Origin of the sequence: Campylobacter sp. 107, assembly GCF_002383835.1 — a bacterium.
GTDB lineage: Bacteria > Campylobacterota > Campylobacteria > Campylobacterales > Campylobacteraceae > Campylobacter_D > Campylobacter_D jejuni.
Genome location: NZ_NXBA01000027.1, coordinates 1 through 16,472, shown reverse-complemented (window position 1 = coordinate 16,472; position 16,472 = coordinate 1). Strand labels below are relative to the sequence as shown.

Here is a 16,472-nt window from a genome sequence, read left to right as displayed (position 1 = left end):
TTTAAGGGGAAGATTATGAAAGAATTATTCCAAAAAATTTGGCAAAATGAACTTCAATTTTTAAATTTTGATGCTAAATTTCAAGATAAAAACAAACTTAATACGGCCGAGTGTGCGATTATTTTAAGTGTCAATAAAGACAATTATGAAAGATATTTTCTCTTAAAAGAATTTCAAGAGCTTTGCAAAAAAATTGATTTAAGAGTGGATATTTTTAGTATACAAAATGCTCAAATTTGTATTTTAAATTTTTTTAAATCAGGTTTTATTTCAAAGCAAGATTTGCTTAAGGCTCTAAAAATTTTAGAAAAAATTTCAAAAAATACTGAAATGCTTGATTTTATTTCACAAGAAAAAGTTCAAAGTATAGATCAAAAAGCTTTATTTCAAAATGATTTTAAAGAATTAAACACCATTAATTTAGAGCTTCAAAAGCTAAGTTTTGATGAAAATTTAAAATCAAGACTTCAAAAAACTTTGGAAAAATTTCAAAATTTAGAGTTTAATATAGCCATCACTGGCGTGATGAATGCAGGAAAATCAAGTCTTTTAAATGCTCTTTTAAAAGAAGATTTTTTAGGGGTTTCAAACATACCTGAAACAGCTAATTTAACAGTATTAAGCTATGGTAAGAGTGAAGAAGCAAAGATATATTTTTGGGATAAAAAAGAATGGCAAAATATACTTGAAAGTTCGCACTTTAATGCAGATTTAAAAGAATTTATTGACAAGCTGGATAAGAGTGTAAATATAGAGGATTTTATCAAGGATAAACCTTTAATACAAAATATCGCACTTTGTGAACTTAAAAATTTCAGTTCAGCTAAAAATAAAATTTCAGCTTTAATTAGAAAAATAGAAATTAAAAGTCATTTAGATTTTTTAAAAAATAATATTTCCATAGTTGATACTCCAGGGCTTGATGATGTTGTAGTTCAAAGAGAAATTGTTACAAATGAGTATCTTAGAGAAAGTGATTTTTTAATTCATTTAATGAATGCTTCTCAAAGCTTGACTCAAAAAGATGCAGACTTTTTGGTGCATTGTCTTTTAAATTCAAGGCTGAGTAAGTTTTTAATTGTTTTAACTAAAGCGGATTTGTTAAGCAAAAAGGATTTAGAAGAAGTCATTGTTTATACCAAGGAAAGCTTAAAATCAAGACTTGTGGATTTAGATGAAAATTTAGTGGAAAAGATTGATTTTTTATGTGTGAGTGCTAAAATGGCAAGTGATTTTTATAAGGGTTTAGCACCTAAGGAAAGTTTGCAAAAAAGTGGTATGCAAGAATTTGAAAACTATCTTTTTAACGAGCTTTATGCAGGAGAAAAAAGCAAGATTGCCTTAAGAGCTTACAAAAAAGAATTACATTTGGAACTTAAAAATATTCTAAGCGAATATGAAATGCAAAATCGTCTTATTAAGGAGAATAAACAAGGTGTAAGTGAAGAAAATCAAAAGCTTTTACTTGAACTTCAAAAGCAAAATATCTTATTAAAAGAAGCACAAGATGAAATTTCAAATTCCGTTGCAAAACTTAAAAATATAGATAGTGGCATAGATAATCTTGTTTTACTTTTGGCTAAAAAATTAAAAGAACGCTTGATAGATGAGTTTAAATATTTGAAAAATAATGCACAAAAGCTTAATCTTTCTCGTATTTTAAATATAGTTGATATTACCACAAAAGATGGGATTAATGATATTTTAAGAGAAATTAAATTTGAAAATATTAAAAAAATCGAGGAGCTTAAAACAAATTTATCTTTAAAATATGATTTTTTAAAAGATGATTTTGATAATGGTTTTGAAGGTTTTAAAGATGGAATTTCAAAAAATATAGATAGTATTTTTCAAAGCGAAAAATTTGCACTTTTAAGATTGAAAATTGAAAAATTAAGCAATCTAAAATCAGATTTATATGAGCTTGAAACGAATTTAGATACGGTTATTTTTGATACTTTTAAAGAATTTAAAATGAGCGAAATTTTAAACTCTTTAAATATCAATGGAGCATTTTTTGAGTTTTTAAATGATAAATTAAAACATTATGAAAAAAATCAAAAATCAAAATTAGAAAGTCTTGAAAAAGTTTTACAGAGTCTGAAAAATCAAGATGCCAATATTTTAAATTCTTTTAAAGAAAATTTAGAAAAAATTGAAAAATTAAAACAACTTGAAATGGGGCTTTTAAATGCAGATTAATCTTTTAAATGATTTTATAAAAGCCTATGAAAATACTTATAGTGTGAGTTTTGATGATAGTTTTAAAGGGCGTATTCAAGAGCTTTGCAAGGAACTTAACGAGCCTTTTATGCACGCAAGTTATGCTTTAGAAAATGAATTAAAAGAGCTTGTGTTTTCTTTGGATAAGAATGTTAATATCGCTATTATAGGGCAGTTTTCAAGTGGTAAATCAAGTTTGCTAAATTTGATCTTAGGGCGTGATTGTTTGCCTACGGGTGTTGTTCCTGTTACTTTTAAACCTACTTTTTTACGCTATGCAAAAGAATATTTTTTAAGAGTAGAATTTGAAGATGGAAGTGATATTATCACAAATATAGAAAAATTAGCCTTTTATACGGATCAAAGAAATGAAGTAAAACAAGCAAAAAGTTTGCATATTTTTGCACCCATTCCTTTGCTTGAAAAAATCACTCTTGTAGATACTCCAGGTTTAAATGCAAATGAAAATGATACTTTAACAACTCTTGATGAGCTTAAAAATATTCATGGAGCGATTTGGTTAAGTTTGATTGATAATGCAGGTAAAAAAAGTGAAGAAGATGCCATAAAAGCAAATTTAGAACTTTTAGGAGAAAATAGCATTTGTGTATTAAATCAAAAAGATAAATTAAGCACAGAAGAGCTAGATAATGTTTTAAATTATGCAAAAAGTGTGTTTTTAAAATATTTTAATGAGCTTATTGCCATTTCTTGCAAAGAGGCTAAAGATGAGCAAAGCTATGAAAAATCTAATTTTCAATCTTTGCTTGATTTTTTAACTCAGCTAGATACAACAGTTTTAAAAGAAAAATTTGTTAAAAGAAAAATTTTAAATTTATGCGAAATTTTAGAAGATGAAAACCAACTTTTTGTAGGTATTTTTGATCGTTTATTAAATCAATTTCAAAGTTATGAAAAGCATTTACTTTTAGCGTATGAATTTTTTTTAAAAGAGATTGAAATTTTAAATCATCAGATTTTAGAACAGCTTAAAAGCATTAGCGAAAGAATTTCTAGTGAAATTTTTGCAAGTGTTAAGGAAAAAGATGCTTATTTTTACAAAGAAAGCAAAGGATTTTTAAAGAAAGATTTATACACAAGATATGATTATAAAGCGCCTTATATTTCAAGCGACGATGCTTTTTTGGCGATGTTTTACAATAGTGATGTAATGAGTAAAGAGTTTAAAAAAATCAAAAATGAACTTTATAAATCTTTTGAAGAAATCAAGATGAAATTAAAAGATTTTATAAACATACTTGAAAGAGAAATTTTGCTTTTTAAAGCAGAATTTTCAAACATACAAAAAGATCACATTTTCCAAAGTGATAAAAATTTTAGTGAATTAAGAGCTTTTTGCAATGCAAGTGATGAGTACTTTTTGAAAGATTTTAAGGAGCTTTTATTTAAAAGTATTTTAGAACTTGATTTATTTTTTGAAAAATTAAATCTTAAGGCTTTTACAAATTATGAAAATGCTACGAAACTAAGCCTCGCATTTTTTAGTCGCAAAATCAATGAAAGCCGTGTTCTTTATGAGCTTGATAGTTCTGAATTTGTACTTTTTTATCCTAAAAAAAGTGAAATTTATGAAAGAGTTTTAAATGAATTAAATGTTTATGAGTTTGAAGCTTTGCTTATTAATAAACCTATTTTGACAAAAATTGCAAAAAATTTTTTAGAACAAAGTCAAATTTTAATCCAAGAAAAAAGTAAATTTTTAGATCTTAAAAAAGCAGAACTTCGAAAAAGAAGAGTACAGATTTTAAATGTTAGAGAAAGTATAAAGGAAGATTGATGAGAATATTTTTAGCTTTATTTTTATTTTTTAATTCATTACTTGCATTAAGTGAACTAGAAGAGGGTTTAAAACTTTACGAGGCAAATAAATTTGATAAAGCTTATGAAATTTTTAAAAGTCTTTGTGAAAAAGATATTTCTAAAGCTTGTTTTTCTTTAGCTTTTATGCATGAAAGTGCTAGGGGTGTGAGTAAGGATTTAAATCAAGCTTATAAATTTTATGATAAAGCTTGTAAATTGGGTTTAGCAAATGCGTGTTCTAATATGGCTTTGCTTTTGCAAAATCAAGGTTATGAAAATGAAGCTCTTTTGGCTTTTAATAAAGCTTGCACTTTAGGAGAATCATTAAGTTGTAATAATATAGCTTTATTTTATGAAAAAGAAAAAGATGGACAAATGGCCTCAAGTTTTTATAAAAGATCTTGTGATTTAAAAAATGCAAGAGCTTGTTATCAGTTAGGATCTTTATATGATAAAGGAGAGCTTGTTAAAGCAAGTGTAAAATCTGCTCTTGCTTTTTATTCTAAATCTTGCACTTTAGGTTTTGGTGAGGCTTGTTATTTGCTAGGACGCTATAATCAACTAGAAAAACAAGATCTAACAAAGGCAAAAAGATATTTTGGTATGGCTTGTGATCAAAAACATCAAGAAGCTTGTGCAGCTTATAAAGAACTTAATTCTAAAGATATAGAGCTTTATTAAAAGTTCTATTTTCATTACTTTCAAAGATATACTTAAATAAAATTAAGAATAACACAAAATTTATCGCTTTTTAAAGTTAAATTTATATTAATAGGACTAATATAGTCTTGTTTAAATTATTATCAAGGAGAAGTAATGCAAGACAATATTATTGATCGCAGAAGCTTTTTTAAACTAGGGCTTTTAGGTGGTTCTGTAGTAGCAGCTAGTACTATAGGTGGCGGTGCTGTTTTAAAGGCAGCAGAACTTACGCATTCGCATCAAGCTTCACAAGGAAAATCAAATAAAGTTAGAGGTAGAATGTTTTTTCAAACTCAAACTGAATTTGATACCTTAAGTGCAGCCTGTGAAAGAATTTATCCTAAAGATGAGCAAGGAGAAGGAGCTATAGGTTTAGGCGTGCCTTATTTTATCGATAATCAGCTAGCTAGTGCTTATGGTTATAATGATAGAGAATATATGCAAGGACCTTTCATTGAGGGTAAAGCTGAACAAGGCTATCAAACTCCTATGCAACGCAAAGATATTTTTTTAGAAGGTGTGCATGCTCTTGAAGAAAATGCTCAAAAGCGTTATAAAAAATCTTTTTCTCTGCTTAAAGGTGGAGATCAGGATAAAATTTTAAGCGATTTTGAAAAAGGAAAAATTCAAACTACGGGTTTTAAATCTTCTTATTTTTTCACTCTTTTAAGAGATATGACAGTAGCTGGAGTTTTAGCTGATCCAATTTATGGCGGAAATGATAATAAAAATGGTTGGAGAATGATGCAATATCCAGGCGCACAAATGAGCTATGTGGATAAAATTGCAAGTGATGAATTTTTTAACATTGAACCTATGAGTTTAGCAGATATGGAGAGTTAAAATGGCTGAAGTATTAAAAAAAGTAGATGTGGTAACAGTTGGAGCAGGATGGACTGGAGGTATAGTGGCTGCAGAGCTTACTAAAGCAGGTTTGAATGTACTTAGTTTAGAACGCGGACATATGCAAAGTACTGAAAATTTTAATTTTATCCATGATGAGTGGAGATATGGGATTAATTATGGTTTGATGCAAGATTGCTCAAAAGACACTGTGACTTTTCGCCATGATCCTAGTGGTTTAGCCTTACCTTATCGTAAAATGGGTTCGTTTTTATTGGGTAATAATGTTGGCGGTGCAGGGGTGCATTGGAATGGTTGGACTTTTAGGTTTATGCCTTATGACTTTGAAATTCAAACCCTAAGCAAACAAAGATATGGTAATAAATTAGGTAATGATTATACCTTGCAAGATTGGGGTGTGACTTATAAGGATATGGAGCCTTATTATGATAGATTTGAAAAAACCTGTGGGGTATCAGGTGAGCCAAATCCTTTAGCAGAAAAAATGGGGGCTTTTAGATCTAGTCCTTATCCACAAGAACCTCTTGAAAATACTAAAATGCTTAAACGATTTGAAAGTGCAGCAAAAAGTTCAAATTTACACACTTATCGTTTGCCAGCTTCAAATTCTAAAGGTGGCTATACAAACCCTGATGGTCAAGATTTAGCTCCTTGTCAATACTGTGCGTATTGTGAGCGTTTTGGTTGTGAGTATGGCGCAAAAGCAAGTCCTTTAAACACAGTAATTCCAAAGGCTATGAGCACAGGTAAATACACTATACGCACTTATAGCAATGTAACGCAAATTCTTAAAAAAGACGGAAAAGTAACAGGGGTAAAATTTGTCGATACTAGAACGATGAAAGAGTATATCCAGCCCGCTGATATAGTTGTACTTACAAGTTATATGTTTAACAATGCTAAGCTTTTAATGGTAAGTAACATAGGTGAGCAATACGATCCAAAAACAGGTAAAGGAACTTTAGGTAGAAATTATTGTTATCAAATGAACATGGGCACAACAGCTTTCTTTGATGAGCAATTTAATACCTTCATGGGTTCAGGTGCTTTAGGAACTACGAGTGATGATTTTAACGGAGATAATTTTGATCATTCTAAGGAAAAATTCCTTCATGGAGCTATGATTTATAGCGTTCAGCTTGGAACTCGCCCTATACAATCAGCCCCACTTCCAGCAGGAGCTCCAACTTGGGGTGCCGAATTTAAAAAAGCATTAAATTATAATTTCACAAGAGCTATTACAGTAGGAGGGCAAGGTGCTTCTTTGCCTCATAAGAATAATTATTTAAGTCTTGATCCAACTTATAAAGATGCTTTTGGTATGCCACTTTTACGCTTAACTTATAATTTCACCGATCAAGATAGAGCTTTGCATAAATTTATCACAGATAAAACAGCTGAGGTAGCAAAAAGAATGCAAGGAGTAAAATCAATCAAAAAAGGTGCTTATCTTAAGGATTATAGCGTTGTGCCTTATCAATCTACTCATAACACAGGTGGAACAACAATGGGCGCAGATAGAGAAACTAGTGTGGTTAATACTTATTTACAACACTGGGATGCGGATAATCTTTTTGTTGTAGGAGCAGGAAATTTCCAACACAATAGTGGATATAATCCAACTGATACTGTGGGAGCTTTGGCTTATCGCTGTGCTGAAGGTATTTTAAAATATCATAAAAGTGGAAAAAGCTTAGCTTGATAATAACTTGAGAGTTTTTGAAAACTCTCAAGATTATAAATTTTTAATTTTCTGCCGATATAGTATAATATCAAGGAAGGCAAAAATGATTAATGGTATAAATTCTTATTTAAACTACAATTATACAAAAGGGCAAATGGAGTCTGCTCTTTGAGGTTGGAATCCAAGATTATTTTAATAAAATATCATAAAAAAAGGGTTTTCTATGGTAAATTTTGATACTCAATATACAAATATTAATTATCTAAGCAATAACACGAACAATAAAAAATCTGTGCTTAAAAACGATGATGATTATTTTAATTCCGTGATAAAAAAATTTAATTTCTCTGAAAAAACCAAAGAGGAACAAGGATATAATGGATCTCCTGATGTAAAAGAAGTAGAAAACTCTTTATAGATATATGGAAGATAGACTAAGCAAGGATGAAATAAAAATACTTAATAAATTTGGCACAGACTATCTTACAGAAGGCGTAGATTTGTCCGCACTTCATAAACGAAAAGTTGATCTTTTAAAAACTCTTACAAGTATGAATGAATTTGAGAAAATATGGGGTGCTGAAAGGGCACAAAGAGAAAAACAATTTTTTAATGAACTTGGTAAGCCACTTACTCAAGAAGATATAGATAGGTTCTTAACTAATAAAAACAATCAAAAAGAAGACAAGGAAACTTTCAAACCTATACAAGCAGAAAGTAAAAACAAAGAAACTTACAAAGATGATAGCACAAGAAACGAGCTTGTAAAAAAACTATTAGAAGGTAAATTTAACACTAGTAAAGAATTAGAAATTCTTTTTGGTATGAAATTTAGTGATGATAACACAGGAGAATTTAACAAAATCCTTTCTTTAAATTCTGCACCAAAAAGTATAGATATTAAGGCTTGAAAATGCAAAAATTTAAATTATAAAAAAGAAAAAATATTAAATATCTTAACATACAAATTCAAGTCATCGTTTTTATAAGGAAATTTTTTATTTAAATTAAGAATTTTAAGATGCGATGCTGAATTTAATGTCGTTATTTTGTAAGTTTTGTTGATAAGTTCTAGCGACAAAATTTTTAAAGTCTTTATCAAAATTTGAATTTTTGTCGTTGTTTTTTGAATCTTTATCTGTTTTTTCTAAGCTATTTTCTGAATTTTTGTCATCTTTTTCTTTATTTTCTTCTTCTTTTTCTTTGGCTTCTTCGGCTTTAAGCTTCATTGCTTCAGCTCTTGCTTCAAATTCCATTTTTGCAGCATTTGCTGCAACTTTATAGTCTTGTGGGCTAGGATCAGCAGGAGCCATAGCTGCCGCTGCGATTTGTCTTGCATTGGCTATAGTTTCTTCTGGTGTGTTTCCTTTTTGCATGCTGATAGGAACTTCGCCCGCTGTAGCATACATTTGATTATCAGGGCCTCTTGTGTAAGTAAAACTTGCAGCACCTGCTAAGCCGCCGCCCGCTGCTTGATGTGCAGCTTCATGAGCCTTTACATTTCTATCGATACTTTGGAGTTCGCGAACTTGAGCTACTTCTTTTTGGCTTAGCTCTACGCCATTAACCATTTGGGTTTGTTCGCCATTTTTTTCTTTATCATCTTTATTTTCGCTAAGATTTTTTTCATCTTTTTGAGTGGAATCAGATTGATTTGTTTTATCAAAAGAAGGTTTGCTAGAGTAGTAATCATAAGAGTTATAACTTGAACTAATTTGCATTTATCCTCCTTTTTGTTTTTTAAATTTTAGGAATTTTAACGCATTTTGACTTAAAAATTTGATAAATTTTGTAAAATAATCATAAATACAATTTCAAAGGAATGTAATGATTTATGAAAATGATTTGATTTATATAGAGAAAGAGGAGGCTCAAGTGCCTTGGCTTAAAATTTTTACTAAAGAAATTTATAAAGAATTTAGCGATTGTCCTTTAGAGTTGCAAAAGGAACTTTTTGAAAAAATTTTACTTTGTGAAAAGGCTATGATAGAATTTTACAAACCTGAAAAAATCAATATCGCCTCTTTTGCAAATTATGTGCCAAGGGTGCATTTTCATGTTATGGCAAGATTTAAAGAAGATGCGTTTTTTCCAGAGTGTATGTGGGGAAAACAGCAAAGAGAAGCAATAAAGCTTGATTTGCCTAAATTTGAAGAATTTGTAAAATTTTTAAATAGTAAAATTTTTTAATTTTTATTAATGATTTGTTATGTTTTATCTAATAAAATTTTTATATTGAAAATTACTATAAAAAAGGAAAAAAATGAAAAAAGTTGTATTGAGTTCATTGGTTGCGGTGTCTTTGTTAAGCACAGGTTTGTTTGCTAAAGAATATACTTTAGATAAAGCACATACAGATGTAGGTTTTAAAATCAAACATTTACAAATTAGCAATGTAAAAGGAAATTTCAAGGATTATTCTGCGGTGATTGATTTTGATCCTGCGAGTGCTGAATTTAAAAAGCTTGATGCAACGATAAAAATCGCATCTGTAAATACAGAAAATCAAACAAGAGATAATCACTTACAACAAGATGATTTTTTCAAAGCAAAAAAATATCCTGATATGACTTTTACAATGAAAAAATATGAAAAAATCGATAATGAAAAAGGCAAAATGACAGGAACTTTAACTATAGCTGGAGTTTCTAAAGATATCGTTTTAGATGCTGAAATCGGCGGTGTAGCTAAAGGCAAAGATGGAAAAGAAAAAATAGGATTTTCTTTAAATGGAAAAATCAAACGCTCTGATTTTAAATTTGCAACAAGTACTTCAACTATTACTTTAAGTGATGATATTAATTTAAATATCGAAGTTGAAGCGAACGAAAAATAATTTTTTAGTCTAAGAGTCTCTTGCTCTTAGACTTTGTAAATTTTTATCCAAATTTTCTTCACTTTCTTGCCAAATCAATTTAAAATCCGGTTTAAAATTTTCATTTTCTAAATTAAATTCCGTGTTTTTCAAGGTGGATTCTAAAAAAGCAAGATGATTTAAAGCTTGATTTTTATCATTAAAAATTAAAATAAAATCATTTTCTACGATAAAAATTTTTGCTCTAAAGCGTTTTAAAATTTTTGCAATTTGTTTTAAAATGAGTTTGGTATAGCTTTCTTTGGTATCTTTTAGTTCATTAAAATGAAGCAAGGCAATGATATAGTTGTTTTTTCCTTTTGTAAAGCGTATAAGGCTTTTTTCATTGGGTAGCTTTGTTAAGGTGTCGAAAAAAGCTAACCTATAAGCGTGATTTAAAAGATAAAAACAAAAAACCAAACTTGCAAATTCAAAATATCTTATTCCTGCTCCTTCTTGGAATAAAAACTGAAAATATGCAGCAAAAAATGCGATAAGAAGATAATATTCTTTAGTTTTAAAAGTTTTGATAAAAATGAGTATTAAGCCGACTAAAAAAAATAAAAATCCTAATTCACTCACAGGCTTAAAAAAATTTAATGTAATAAAATGGAATTCTAAACCAGCGCTATTGAAAGTAGTATTTCTAGGTAAAATGATGCTTAAAACGCCTATAAAAATAAGGGTTGTAATTGAGGTGATATTTTTTTTACTTAAAATTAAAGCATGGTGTTTTCCAAGGCAAAATAGAGTAAAAATCATAGGTAAAAACAAAGCCACAAATAAATTAGTTTGAAAAAAACTTGTATAAAAATAAGGTAACTTAGCTCCTAATAGCACTAAAGTTAAAAAGAAAATTCTTGAATTTTTAAAGTAAAAGGATAGCACAAGTGCTGAAATTTCAAAAATAAAACTCAATGATATTAAAAAATCTAATAAAAACATTTCAAATCCTTGATTTTAATAAAAGTGATAATTGTATAGAAAAAAGCTTAAAAGCGGGTTTTATTTATTTTAATTATGAAATTTTAGACTATCAATCTCAATTATTTTCAAGTCTTTTTTTGATACAATTTCTTAAAAATTTTCATAAGTAAAAAATTTAAGGAAAATCATGGTTGAAGTAAAAAATCTTACTATGCGTTTTGCAAATCAGCTTTTATTTGAAAATGTTAATTTAAAGCTTATTCGAGGACAAAGATATGGACTTATCGGTGCTAATGGTGCGGGAAAATCGACTTTTTTAAAAATTCTTTCAGGAGAAATTGAGTCAAGTAGTGGTGAAATAGTATTTGATGAAGGTTTAAAAATTGCAGTTTTAGGACAAGATCAATTTGCCTTTGAAAACTACACTATCAAAGATGCGGTGATGTGTGCAAATAAGCGTTTGTATGAGGCTTTAAAAGAAAAAGAAAAGCTTTATATGAGCGAGAAATTTACAGATGAAATCAATGAGCGTTTAGGTGAGCTTGAGATAATAACGGCCGAAGAAGATCCAAATTATGATTGTGAAACACGTTGTGAAAAAATTTTAAGTTCTTTAAAGATTAAAGATTTCGATGCTTTAATGAGCACCTTACAAAGTGCGGATAAATTTAAAGTTTTGTTAGCTCAAGTTTTGTTTTTAGGTGCCGATGTGCTTTTTTTAGATGAGCCTACAAATAACCTTGATTTAGAGGCGATTTCTTGGCTTGAAAGTGAACTTTTAAGACATGAAGGAACTTTGGTTGTCATCTCTCATGATAGGCATTTTTTAAATAAAATTTGCACAAGAATTTTAGATGTGGATTTTAAACAAATTCGTGATTTTGCGGGAAATTATGATGATTGGTATATGGCTTCAACGCTTTTGGCAAAACAAGCTGAGCTTAAACGCGATAAAACCTTAAAAGAAAGAGAAGAATTAGAAAATTTCATTCGCCGTTTTAGTGCAAATGCTTCTAAAGCAAAACAAGCCACAAGCCGTGCTAAGGCGCTTGAAAAACTAGAGCTTGAAGAGATTAAAATTTCAAGCCGTAGAGATCCTAGTATAGTATTTAGAACCAATCGTGAAATAGGTAATGAAGTTTTAGAAATTAAAGGTATAGGCAAGGCTTATGATAAACAATTGTTTTCAAATTTGGAGCTAAAAATAGAAAAAAATGATAAAATCGCTTTGATTGGGGCAAATGGTGTGGGTAAAAGTACTTTAGCAAAAATCATCGCCCATGCTATAAGTCCAGATAGTGGATCTATACATCTTGGGGCAACTATAGAACTTGGATATTTTCCTCAAGATACAAGTAATTTAATTTGTGAAAATTTGAAACTTTATGAATGGCTGATGAGTGAAAAATTTAAAGATCTAGATGAAATCCGCAAGTGTTTAGGTAGAATGCTTTTTAGTGGCAGCGATCAAGAAAAAATGGCAGCAAGTTTAAGTGGGGGTGAAAAACATCGTTTAATGCTTTCTCGTTTAATGCTAGAGCGTCCGAATTTCTTGCTTTTAGACGAACCTGATAACCATTTAGATCTTGAAAGTATTATTGCATTAGGTGAAGCTTTGTATAATTTCAAAGGTGTAGTGCTTTGTATCAGCCACGATAGGGAGTTAGTTTCTGCTTTTGCTAATAGAATTTGGCATTTAGAAAATGATAAGCTTACAGATTTTCGTGGAACTTATCAAGAATTTTTAGGAGAAAATGATGGCTAAATTTAGAATTCAATACAGCGCAGGTTTTGGGCATTATACACAAAATCACAAGGGTTTTGGGCCTACGATTTATATAGAAGAAGTCGTAGAGTTTGATAATGGCAAGGATTATTTTGACTATATAGATTTTTATAAAACTTATTCAAAGAGCGATGATACTTATTTTCATATCAGTTTTTTAGAAGATAGACCTCTAAGCGATAAAGAAATCACTATTCGCAATGAATACCGCAAAATGCGTGATGAAAACTGTAAAAAAGCCAAGGAAGAATTTATAGCCAATAATGAGCTTGATGTGGAGCATTTGCCTACTCACCATGATTAAAAAACATTGATTTTTACATAAAAAGGAACGCTTTTTGCTTGTATAGTTTTTGCATATTTTGAAAGGAGAAAACTATGCAGGTAAATTATAGAACGATTAGCTCGTATGAATACGATGCTATTAGTGGTCAGTATAAACAGGTGGATAAACAGATTGAAGATTATTCTTCATCTGGAGATTCTGATTTTATGGATATGTTAAATAAGGCGGATGAGAAGTCAAGCGGAGATGCTTTAAATTCTAGTAGTAGTTTTCAAAGTAATGCGCAAAACTCAAATTCAAATTTAAGTAATTATGCTCAAATGTCAAATGTTTACGCTTATCGTTTTAGACAAAATGAAGGCGAGTTGTCTATGAGAGCTCAAAGTGCTAGTGTTCATAATGATCTTACACAACAAGGTGTAAATGAACAAAGTAAGAATAATACTTTGTTAAATGATTTATTGAACGCAATTTAATCAAAAGCTCCATTTTGGAGCTTTTGTATTTACTTGCAAGAATTTATAATTTCTCTATTTCAAAAGGTGCAAAATTTTTACAAAAAATTTCAAATTCTTGCTCCTCTTTTTCATCTAATTTGATATGTAATATAGCTTTGCAATCCTTAAAATCTTTTGTGAAATTAAAAGAATAAGTTTTTAAAAAATGTTCAAAACGATTTAAATTTTTTAAATCAATAGCAATGGTTATATTTTTTTTCAATTCGAATGAAAGTAAAGAAGAATTATTTATCACAGCGTTTGCTGCATCGCTATAAGCTCTTACAAGTCCCCCTGTGCCAAGTTTTATACCGCCAAAATATCTTACAGTGATTAAAGCCGCATTGATAAGATCATAGCCCCTTAGAACATTTAAAGTTGGCATTCCAGAAGTTCCTTTAGGCTCTCCATCATCACTTTTATCTTCTGCAATTTGATTAAAATCATTTAAAACACGATAAGCATAGACAAAATGAACGGCTTTTGGATGTTCTTTTTTTAGTGTTTCTATTAAAAATTTAAAATCTTCAAAAGGGCAAAGAAAAGATAAGAAAGTAGATTTTTTAATATCGATTTGTGTTTGAAAAATTTGATCAATAGTTTGCATTTTTGCCTTCTTTTATTTAAAATTATACTTATAAAAACTAAAATCAATTTGATGTTAATTTTTAAGATATTTGATATTTGTATGATTTGCATTGATATTTTAAGTTTAATTTTGTAAAATTTTCATTATGGAAAAAATCAAAAATTATAAACTTATCATCATTTTACTTAGTCTTGATTTGTTGGCTTTGCTTTATGGAACTTCAACACTGAGTATTAGTGCTGATGAAGCTGATATTTATTTCGGCGAGCAGGGTAAATCGCTTATTTTTTCCTATAGTTTGCTTTATTATATATCTCATTTTGGAACTTTTATTTTTGGGCAAAATGATTTTGGTTTAAGGCTTCCTTTTTTATTTTTTCATTTTTTAAGTTGTTTGCTTTTGTACTTACTAGCTTTAAAATATACTAAAACTAAAATCGATGCTTTCTTTTCTTTATTGTTATTTGTTTTATTGCCGGGTACTGTTGCAAGTGCTTTACTGATTAATGCCGCATCTTTGGTGATTTTTTTAACCCTTGCTATATTATGTGCTTACGAATATGAAAAAAAATGGCTTTTTTATATATTATTGATTATGGTGTTATTTGTTGATAAATCTTTTAATATTTTATTTTTAACTTTTTTCTTTTTTGGGATTTATAAAAGAAATGCTATTTTATTTACCTTATCTCTTGTTTTGTTTGGAGTGAGTATCAGTTTTTATGGTTTTGATACAGGTGGTCGCCCAAGAGGTTATTTTTTAGATACTTTAGGAATTTTTGCTGCATGTTTTTCTCCTTTGGTTTTTGTGTATTTTTTTTATACTATTTATCGTTTGACTTTTCAGAAATATAAAAATTTATTATGGTTTTTAATGAGCGTAACATTTGTGTTTTGTTTGTTGCTTTCTTTAAGACAAAAACTTTTTTTAGATGATTTTTTGCCTTTTTGTGTTATTTGCACTCCTTTGCTTATAAAAACTTTAATGCAAAGTTATAGGGTGAGATTACCAGTTTTTCGATTAAGGTATAAAATCTTTATAGAATGTTCTATAATTTTTTTGATATTTTGTTACTTTTTAATCGTCGCTAATCAATTATTGTATTATTTTATAAACAATCCAAATCGTCATTTTGCCAATAATTATCATTTTGCTAAAGAATTGGCGCTAGAATTAAAAAAACAAGATGTTTTAGAGCTTGCAACAGCCCCAAGTTTGCAAAAAAGATTGCGATTTTATGGAATAAAAAATAGCAATAAGTTTTATTTAAAAGCTTTAAAACAAGCTGATAAGTATGATATGGATAAAAAAATTGTTAAAGTAAAACTTGGAAAATATGAAAAAGTATATCAGATTTTAAACTATGATTAAAGCTTTCAGTTTGTTAGAATTTGTGTTTATAATTCTTATTTTAGGTATAGTTTTTAATTTAGGTAGTCTTTACTTAAAAAAAGACAATTTACTAGAAGGCGCAATACAAATTCTTAATGATATCCAATACACCCAAAGTTTAGCCATGATGCAAGAAGGTATAAGAGTTGATGAGTTGGCTATCGCAAAAAGAGAGTGGTTTAAAAGTAGGTGGCAGATTTATTTTATAAAATCAGCTGCCACAGGTTATGATCAAACATATACTATTTTCTTGGATAAAAATGGCGATGGAAATGCTAATTTAGGTAAAACTGAAATCAATATAGATAGAGAAATTGCTGTTGATGTAATCAATCATAACAAATTAATGAATTCAGGTCAAAGTGGAGTTATTAGTAAAGATGATGAAAAAACTACACAAAGATTTAATCTTACAAAAAGATTCGGAATAGAAAAGGTTGAATTCAAAGGATCTTGTTCAAGATTTACTAGATTAGTATTTGATGAAATGGGCAGAGTATATTCTCCGTTAAAAAATGCCAATTATGCCTATGAAAAAACTTTAGCAAAGAATAATTCAGATTGCATTATACGTTTGTTATCAAAAAAGCATGCTCTTTGTATCGTTATAGATACGCTTAGTGGTTATGCTTATATTCCAGATTTTAAAACACTTAAAAGTCAATTTGTTAATATAAAAAATAAAAATTACGAGTGCTCTAAAATATAACCTCCCCCCCCCATTTTTAAACCCACCAAATACTTATATAAATACTTACACAAATATTTATACTATTTAATCCTTTGTTTAATCCCCTTTTAAGTTTAATTGGTTATACTTTCATTTCCTTTTTTTGAAAAAAGGAC

16 protein-coding genes and 1 pseudogene are annotated in these 16,472 nt (G+C 29.0%); 14 read left to right on the top strand and 3 right to left on the bottom strand.

Annotated features, from left to right (window positions below; genetic code table 11):
- Window positions 1–15: 15 nt before the first annotated feature.
- The 7 genes and pseudogenes from BGS40_RS04435 to BGS40_RS09890 form a co-directional block, all read left to right on the top strand.
- Entirely contained in the window at window positions 16–2,202 is a 2,187-nt protein-coding gene (locus tag BGS40_RS04435) for a dynamin family protein (protein WP_002889034.1), read from the top strand.
- Window positions 2,192–4,021 carry a dynamin family protein gene (locus tag BGS40_RS04430; protein WP_096738436.1) on the top strand — a complete coding sequence of 610 codons (1,830 nt, stop codon included), beginning with the start codon at window positions 2,192–2,194 and terminating at the stop codon, window positions 4,019–4,021. The genes BGS40_RS04435 and BGS40_RS04430 overlap by 11 nt, the downstream gene beginning before the upstream one ends.
- On the top strand, window positions 4,021–4,725 hold the full coding sequence (locus BGS40_RS04425; RefSeq protein WP_039332114.1) for a tetratricopeptide repeat protein: 705 nt from the start codon (window positions 4,021–4,023) through the stop codon (window positions 4,723–4,725). The genes BGS40_RS04430 and BGS40_RS04425 overlap by 1 nt, the downstream gene beginning before the upstream one ends.
- 135 nt (window positions 4,726–4,860) lie before the next feature.
- Window positions 4,861–5,589 (top strand): gluconate 2-dehydrogenase subunit 3 family protein, encoded by a 729-nt coding sequence (locus BGS40_RS04420; protein ID WP_002855611.1) that lies wholly within the window; start codon window positions 4,861–4,863, stop codon window positions 5,587–5,589.
- Between the two features lies 1 nt (window position 5,590).
- Entirely contained in the window at window positions 5,591–7,312 is a 1,722-nt protein-coding gene (locus tag BGS40_RS04415; protein WP_002865876.1) for a GMC family oxidoreductase, read from the top strand.
- Between the two features lie 205 nt (window positions 7,313–7,517).
- On the top strand, window positions 7,518–7,712 hold the full coding sequence (locus tag BGS40_RS09895) for a hypothetical protein (protein WP_308203030.1): 195 nt from the start codon (window positions 7,518–7,520) through the stop codon (window positions 7,710–7,712).
- 277 nt (window positions 7,713–7,989) lie between these two features.
- Window positions 7,990–8,205: pseudogene (locus tag BGS40_RS09890) on the top strand (hypothetical protein); the annotation flags it as partial.
- A 105-nt stretch (window positions 8,206–8,310) separates the two neighbouring features.
- Here BGS40_RS09890 and BGS40_RS04405 read toward each other — a convergent pair.
- Window positions 8,311–9,015, bottom strand: coding sequence for a putative metalloprotease CJM1_0395 family protein (locus BGS40_RS04405; protein WP_052781903.1), 705 nt, complete (start codon window positions 9,013–9,015; stop codon window positions 8,311–8,313).
- Between the two features lie 106 nt (window positions 9,016–9,121).
- Here BGS40_RS04405 and BGS40_RS04400 point away from each other — a divergent pair, with 106 nt between their 5' ends.
- Together BGS40_RS04400 and BGS40_RS04395 are read left to right on the top strand one after the other, a co-directional pair.
- Window positions 9,122–9,484 (top strand): HIT family protein, encoded by a 363-nt coding sequence (locus BGS40_RS04400; protein ID WP_002857306.1) that lies wholly within the window; start codon window positions 9,122–9,124, stop codon window positions 9,482–9,484.
- Between the two features lie 73 nt (window positions 9,485–9,557).
- Window positions 9,558–10,130 carry a YceI family protein gene (locus BGS40_RS04395; protein ID WP_052781904.1) on the top strand — a complete coding sequence of 191 codons (573 nt, stop codon included), beginning with the start codon at window positions 9,558–9,560 and terminating at the stop codon, window positions 10,128–10,130.
- Between the two features lie 9 nt (window positions 10,131–10,139).
- Here BGS40_RS04395 and BGS40_RS04390 read toward each other — a convergent pair whose 3' ends face one another.
- Window positions 10,140–11,093: a hypothetical protein gene (locus BGS40_RS04390; protein WP_096738435.1), complete on the bottom strand. Its 954-nt coding sequence runs from the start codon at window positions 11,091–11,093 to the stop codon at window positions 10,140–10,142.
- 169 nt (window positions 11,094–11,262) lie between these two features.
- Here BGS40_RS04390 and BGS40_RS04380 point away from each other — a divergent pair, with 169 nt between their 5' ends.
- The 3 genes from BGS40_RS04380 (at window position 11,263) to BGS40_RS04370 (ending at window position 13,623) form a co-directional block, all read left to right on the top strand.
- The gene (locus tag BGS40_RS04380) at window positions 11,263–12,840 is read left to right on the top strand and encodes an ABC-F family ATP-binding cassette domain-containing protein (protein WP_057032447.1); all 1,578 of its coding nucleotides are present in this window, start codon (window positions 11,263–11,265) and stop codon (window positions 12,838–12,840) included.
- The gene (locus tag BGS40_RS04375) at window positions 12,830–13,165 is read left to right on the top strand and encodes a hypothetical protein (RefSeq protein WP_002859498.1); all 336 of its coding nucleotides are present in this window, start codon (window positions 12,830–12,832) and stop codon (window positions 13,163–13,165) included. The genes BGS40_RS04380 and BGS40_RS04375 overlap by 11 nt, the downstream gene beginning before the upstream one ends.
- 74 nt (window positions 13,166–13,239) lie before the next feature.
- On the top strand, window positions 13,240–13,623 hold the full coding sequence (locus BGS40_RS04370; protein ID WP_002855623.1) for a hypothetical protein: 384 nt from the start codon (window positions 13,240–13,242) through the stop codon (window positions 13,621–13,623).
- 43 nt (window positions 13,624–13,666) lie between these two features.
- Here the strand turns inward: BGS40_RS04370 and BGS40_RS04365 are convergent, their stop codons facing one another.
- Window positions 13,667–14,251: an IMPACT family protein gene (locus BGS40_RS04365; RefSeq protein ID WP_002855608.1), complete on the bottom strand. Its 585-nt coding sequence runs from the start codon at window positions 14,249–14,251 to the stop codon at window positions 13,667–13,669.
- A gap of 127 nt (window positions 14,252–14,378) precedes the next feature.
- Between BGS40_RS04365 and BGS40_RS04360 the strand changes: the two genes are divergently transcribed.
- The gene (locus tag BGS40_RS04360) at window positions 14,379–15,605 is read left to right on the top strand and encodes a hypothetical protein (protein WP_002855607.1); all 1,227 of its coding nucleotides are present in this window, start codon (window positions 14,379–14,381) and stop codon (window positions 15,603–15,605) included.
- Window positions 15,598–16,335 carry an ATP-binding protein gene (locus BGS40_RS04355; protein ID WP_096738433.1) on the top strand — a complete coding sequence of 246 codons (738 nt, stop codon included), beginning with the start codon at window positions 15,598–15,600 and terminating at the stop codon, window positions 16,333–16,335. The genes BGS40_RS04360 and BGS40_RS04355 overlap by 8 nt, the downstream gene beginning before the upstream one ends.
- Window positions 16,336–16,472 lie beyond the last annotated feature (137 nt).

Coding starts and splice junctions, on each gene's coding strand:
- BGS40_RS04360 (WP_002855607.1), top strand. CDS start 14,379: ATGGAAAAAATCAAAAATTATAAACTTATCATCATTTTACTTAGTCTT.
- BGS40_RS04435 (WP_002889034.1), top strand. CDS start 16: ATGAAAGAATTATTCCAAAAAATTTGGCAAAATGAACTTCAATTTTTA.
- BGS40_RS04425 (WP_039332114.1), top strand. CDS start 4,021: ATGAGAATATTTTTAGCTTTATTTTTATTTTTTAATTCATTACTTGCA.
- BGS40_RS04370 (WP_002855623.1), top strand. CDS start 13,240: ATGCAGGTAAATTATAGAACGATTAGCTCGTATGAATACGATGCTATT.
- BGS40_RS09895 (WP_308203030.1), top strand. CDS start 7,518: ATGGTAAATTTTGATACTCAATATACAAATATTAATTATCTAAGCAAT.
- BGS40_RS04375 (WP_002859498.1), top strand. CDS start 12,830: ATGATGGCTAAATTTAGAATTCAATACAGCGCAGGTTTTGGGCATTAT.
- BGS40_RS04405 (WP_052781903.1), bottom strand. CDS start 9,015: ATGCAAATTAGTTCAAGTTATAACTCTTATGATTACTACTCTAGCAAA.
- BGS40_RS04430 (WP_096738436.1), top strand. CDS start 2,192: ATGCAGATTAATCTTTTAAATGATTTTATAAAAGCCTATGAAAATACT.
- BGS40_RS04365 (WP_002855608.1), bottom strand. CDS start 14,251: ATGCAAACTATTGATCAAATTTTTCAAACACAAATCGATATTAAAAAA.
- BGS40_RS04420 (WP_002855611.1), top strand. CDS start 4,861: ATGCAAGACAATATTATTGATCGCAGAAGCTTTTTTAAACTAGGGCTT.
- BGS40_RS04400 (WP_002857306.1), top strand. CDS start 9,122: ATGATTTATGAAAATGATTTGATTTATATAGAGAAAGAGGAGGCTCAA.
- BGS40_RS04355 (WP_096738433.1), top strand. CDS start 15,598: ATGATTAAAGCTTTCAGTTTGTTAGAATTTGTGTTTATAATTCTTATT.
- BGS40_RS04415 (WP_002865876.1), top strand. CDS start 5,591: ATGGCTGAAGTATTAAAAAAAGTAGATGTGGTAACAGTTGGAGCAGGA.
- BGS40_RS04390 (WP_096738435.1), bottom strand. CDS start 11,093: ATGTTTTTATTAGATTTTTTAATATCATTGAGTTTTATTTTTGAAATT.
- BGS40_RS04395 (WP_052781904.1), top strand. CDS start 9,558: ATGAAAAAAGTTGTATTGAGTTCATTGGTTGCGGTGTCTTTGTTAAGC.
- BGS40_RS04380 (WP_057032447.1), top strand. CDS start 11,263: ATGGTTGAAGTAAAAAATCTTACTATGCGTTTTGCAAATCAGCTTTTA.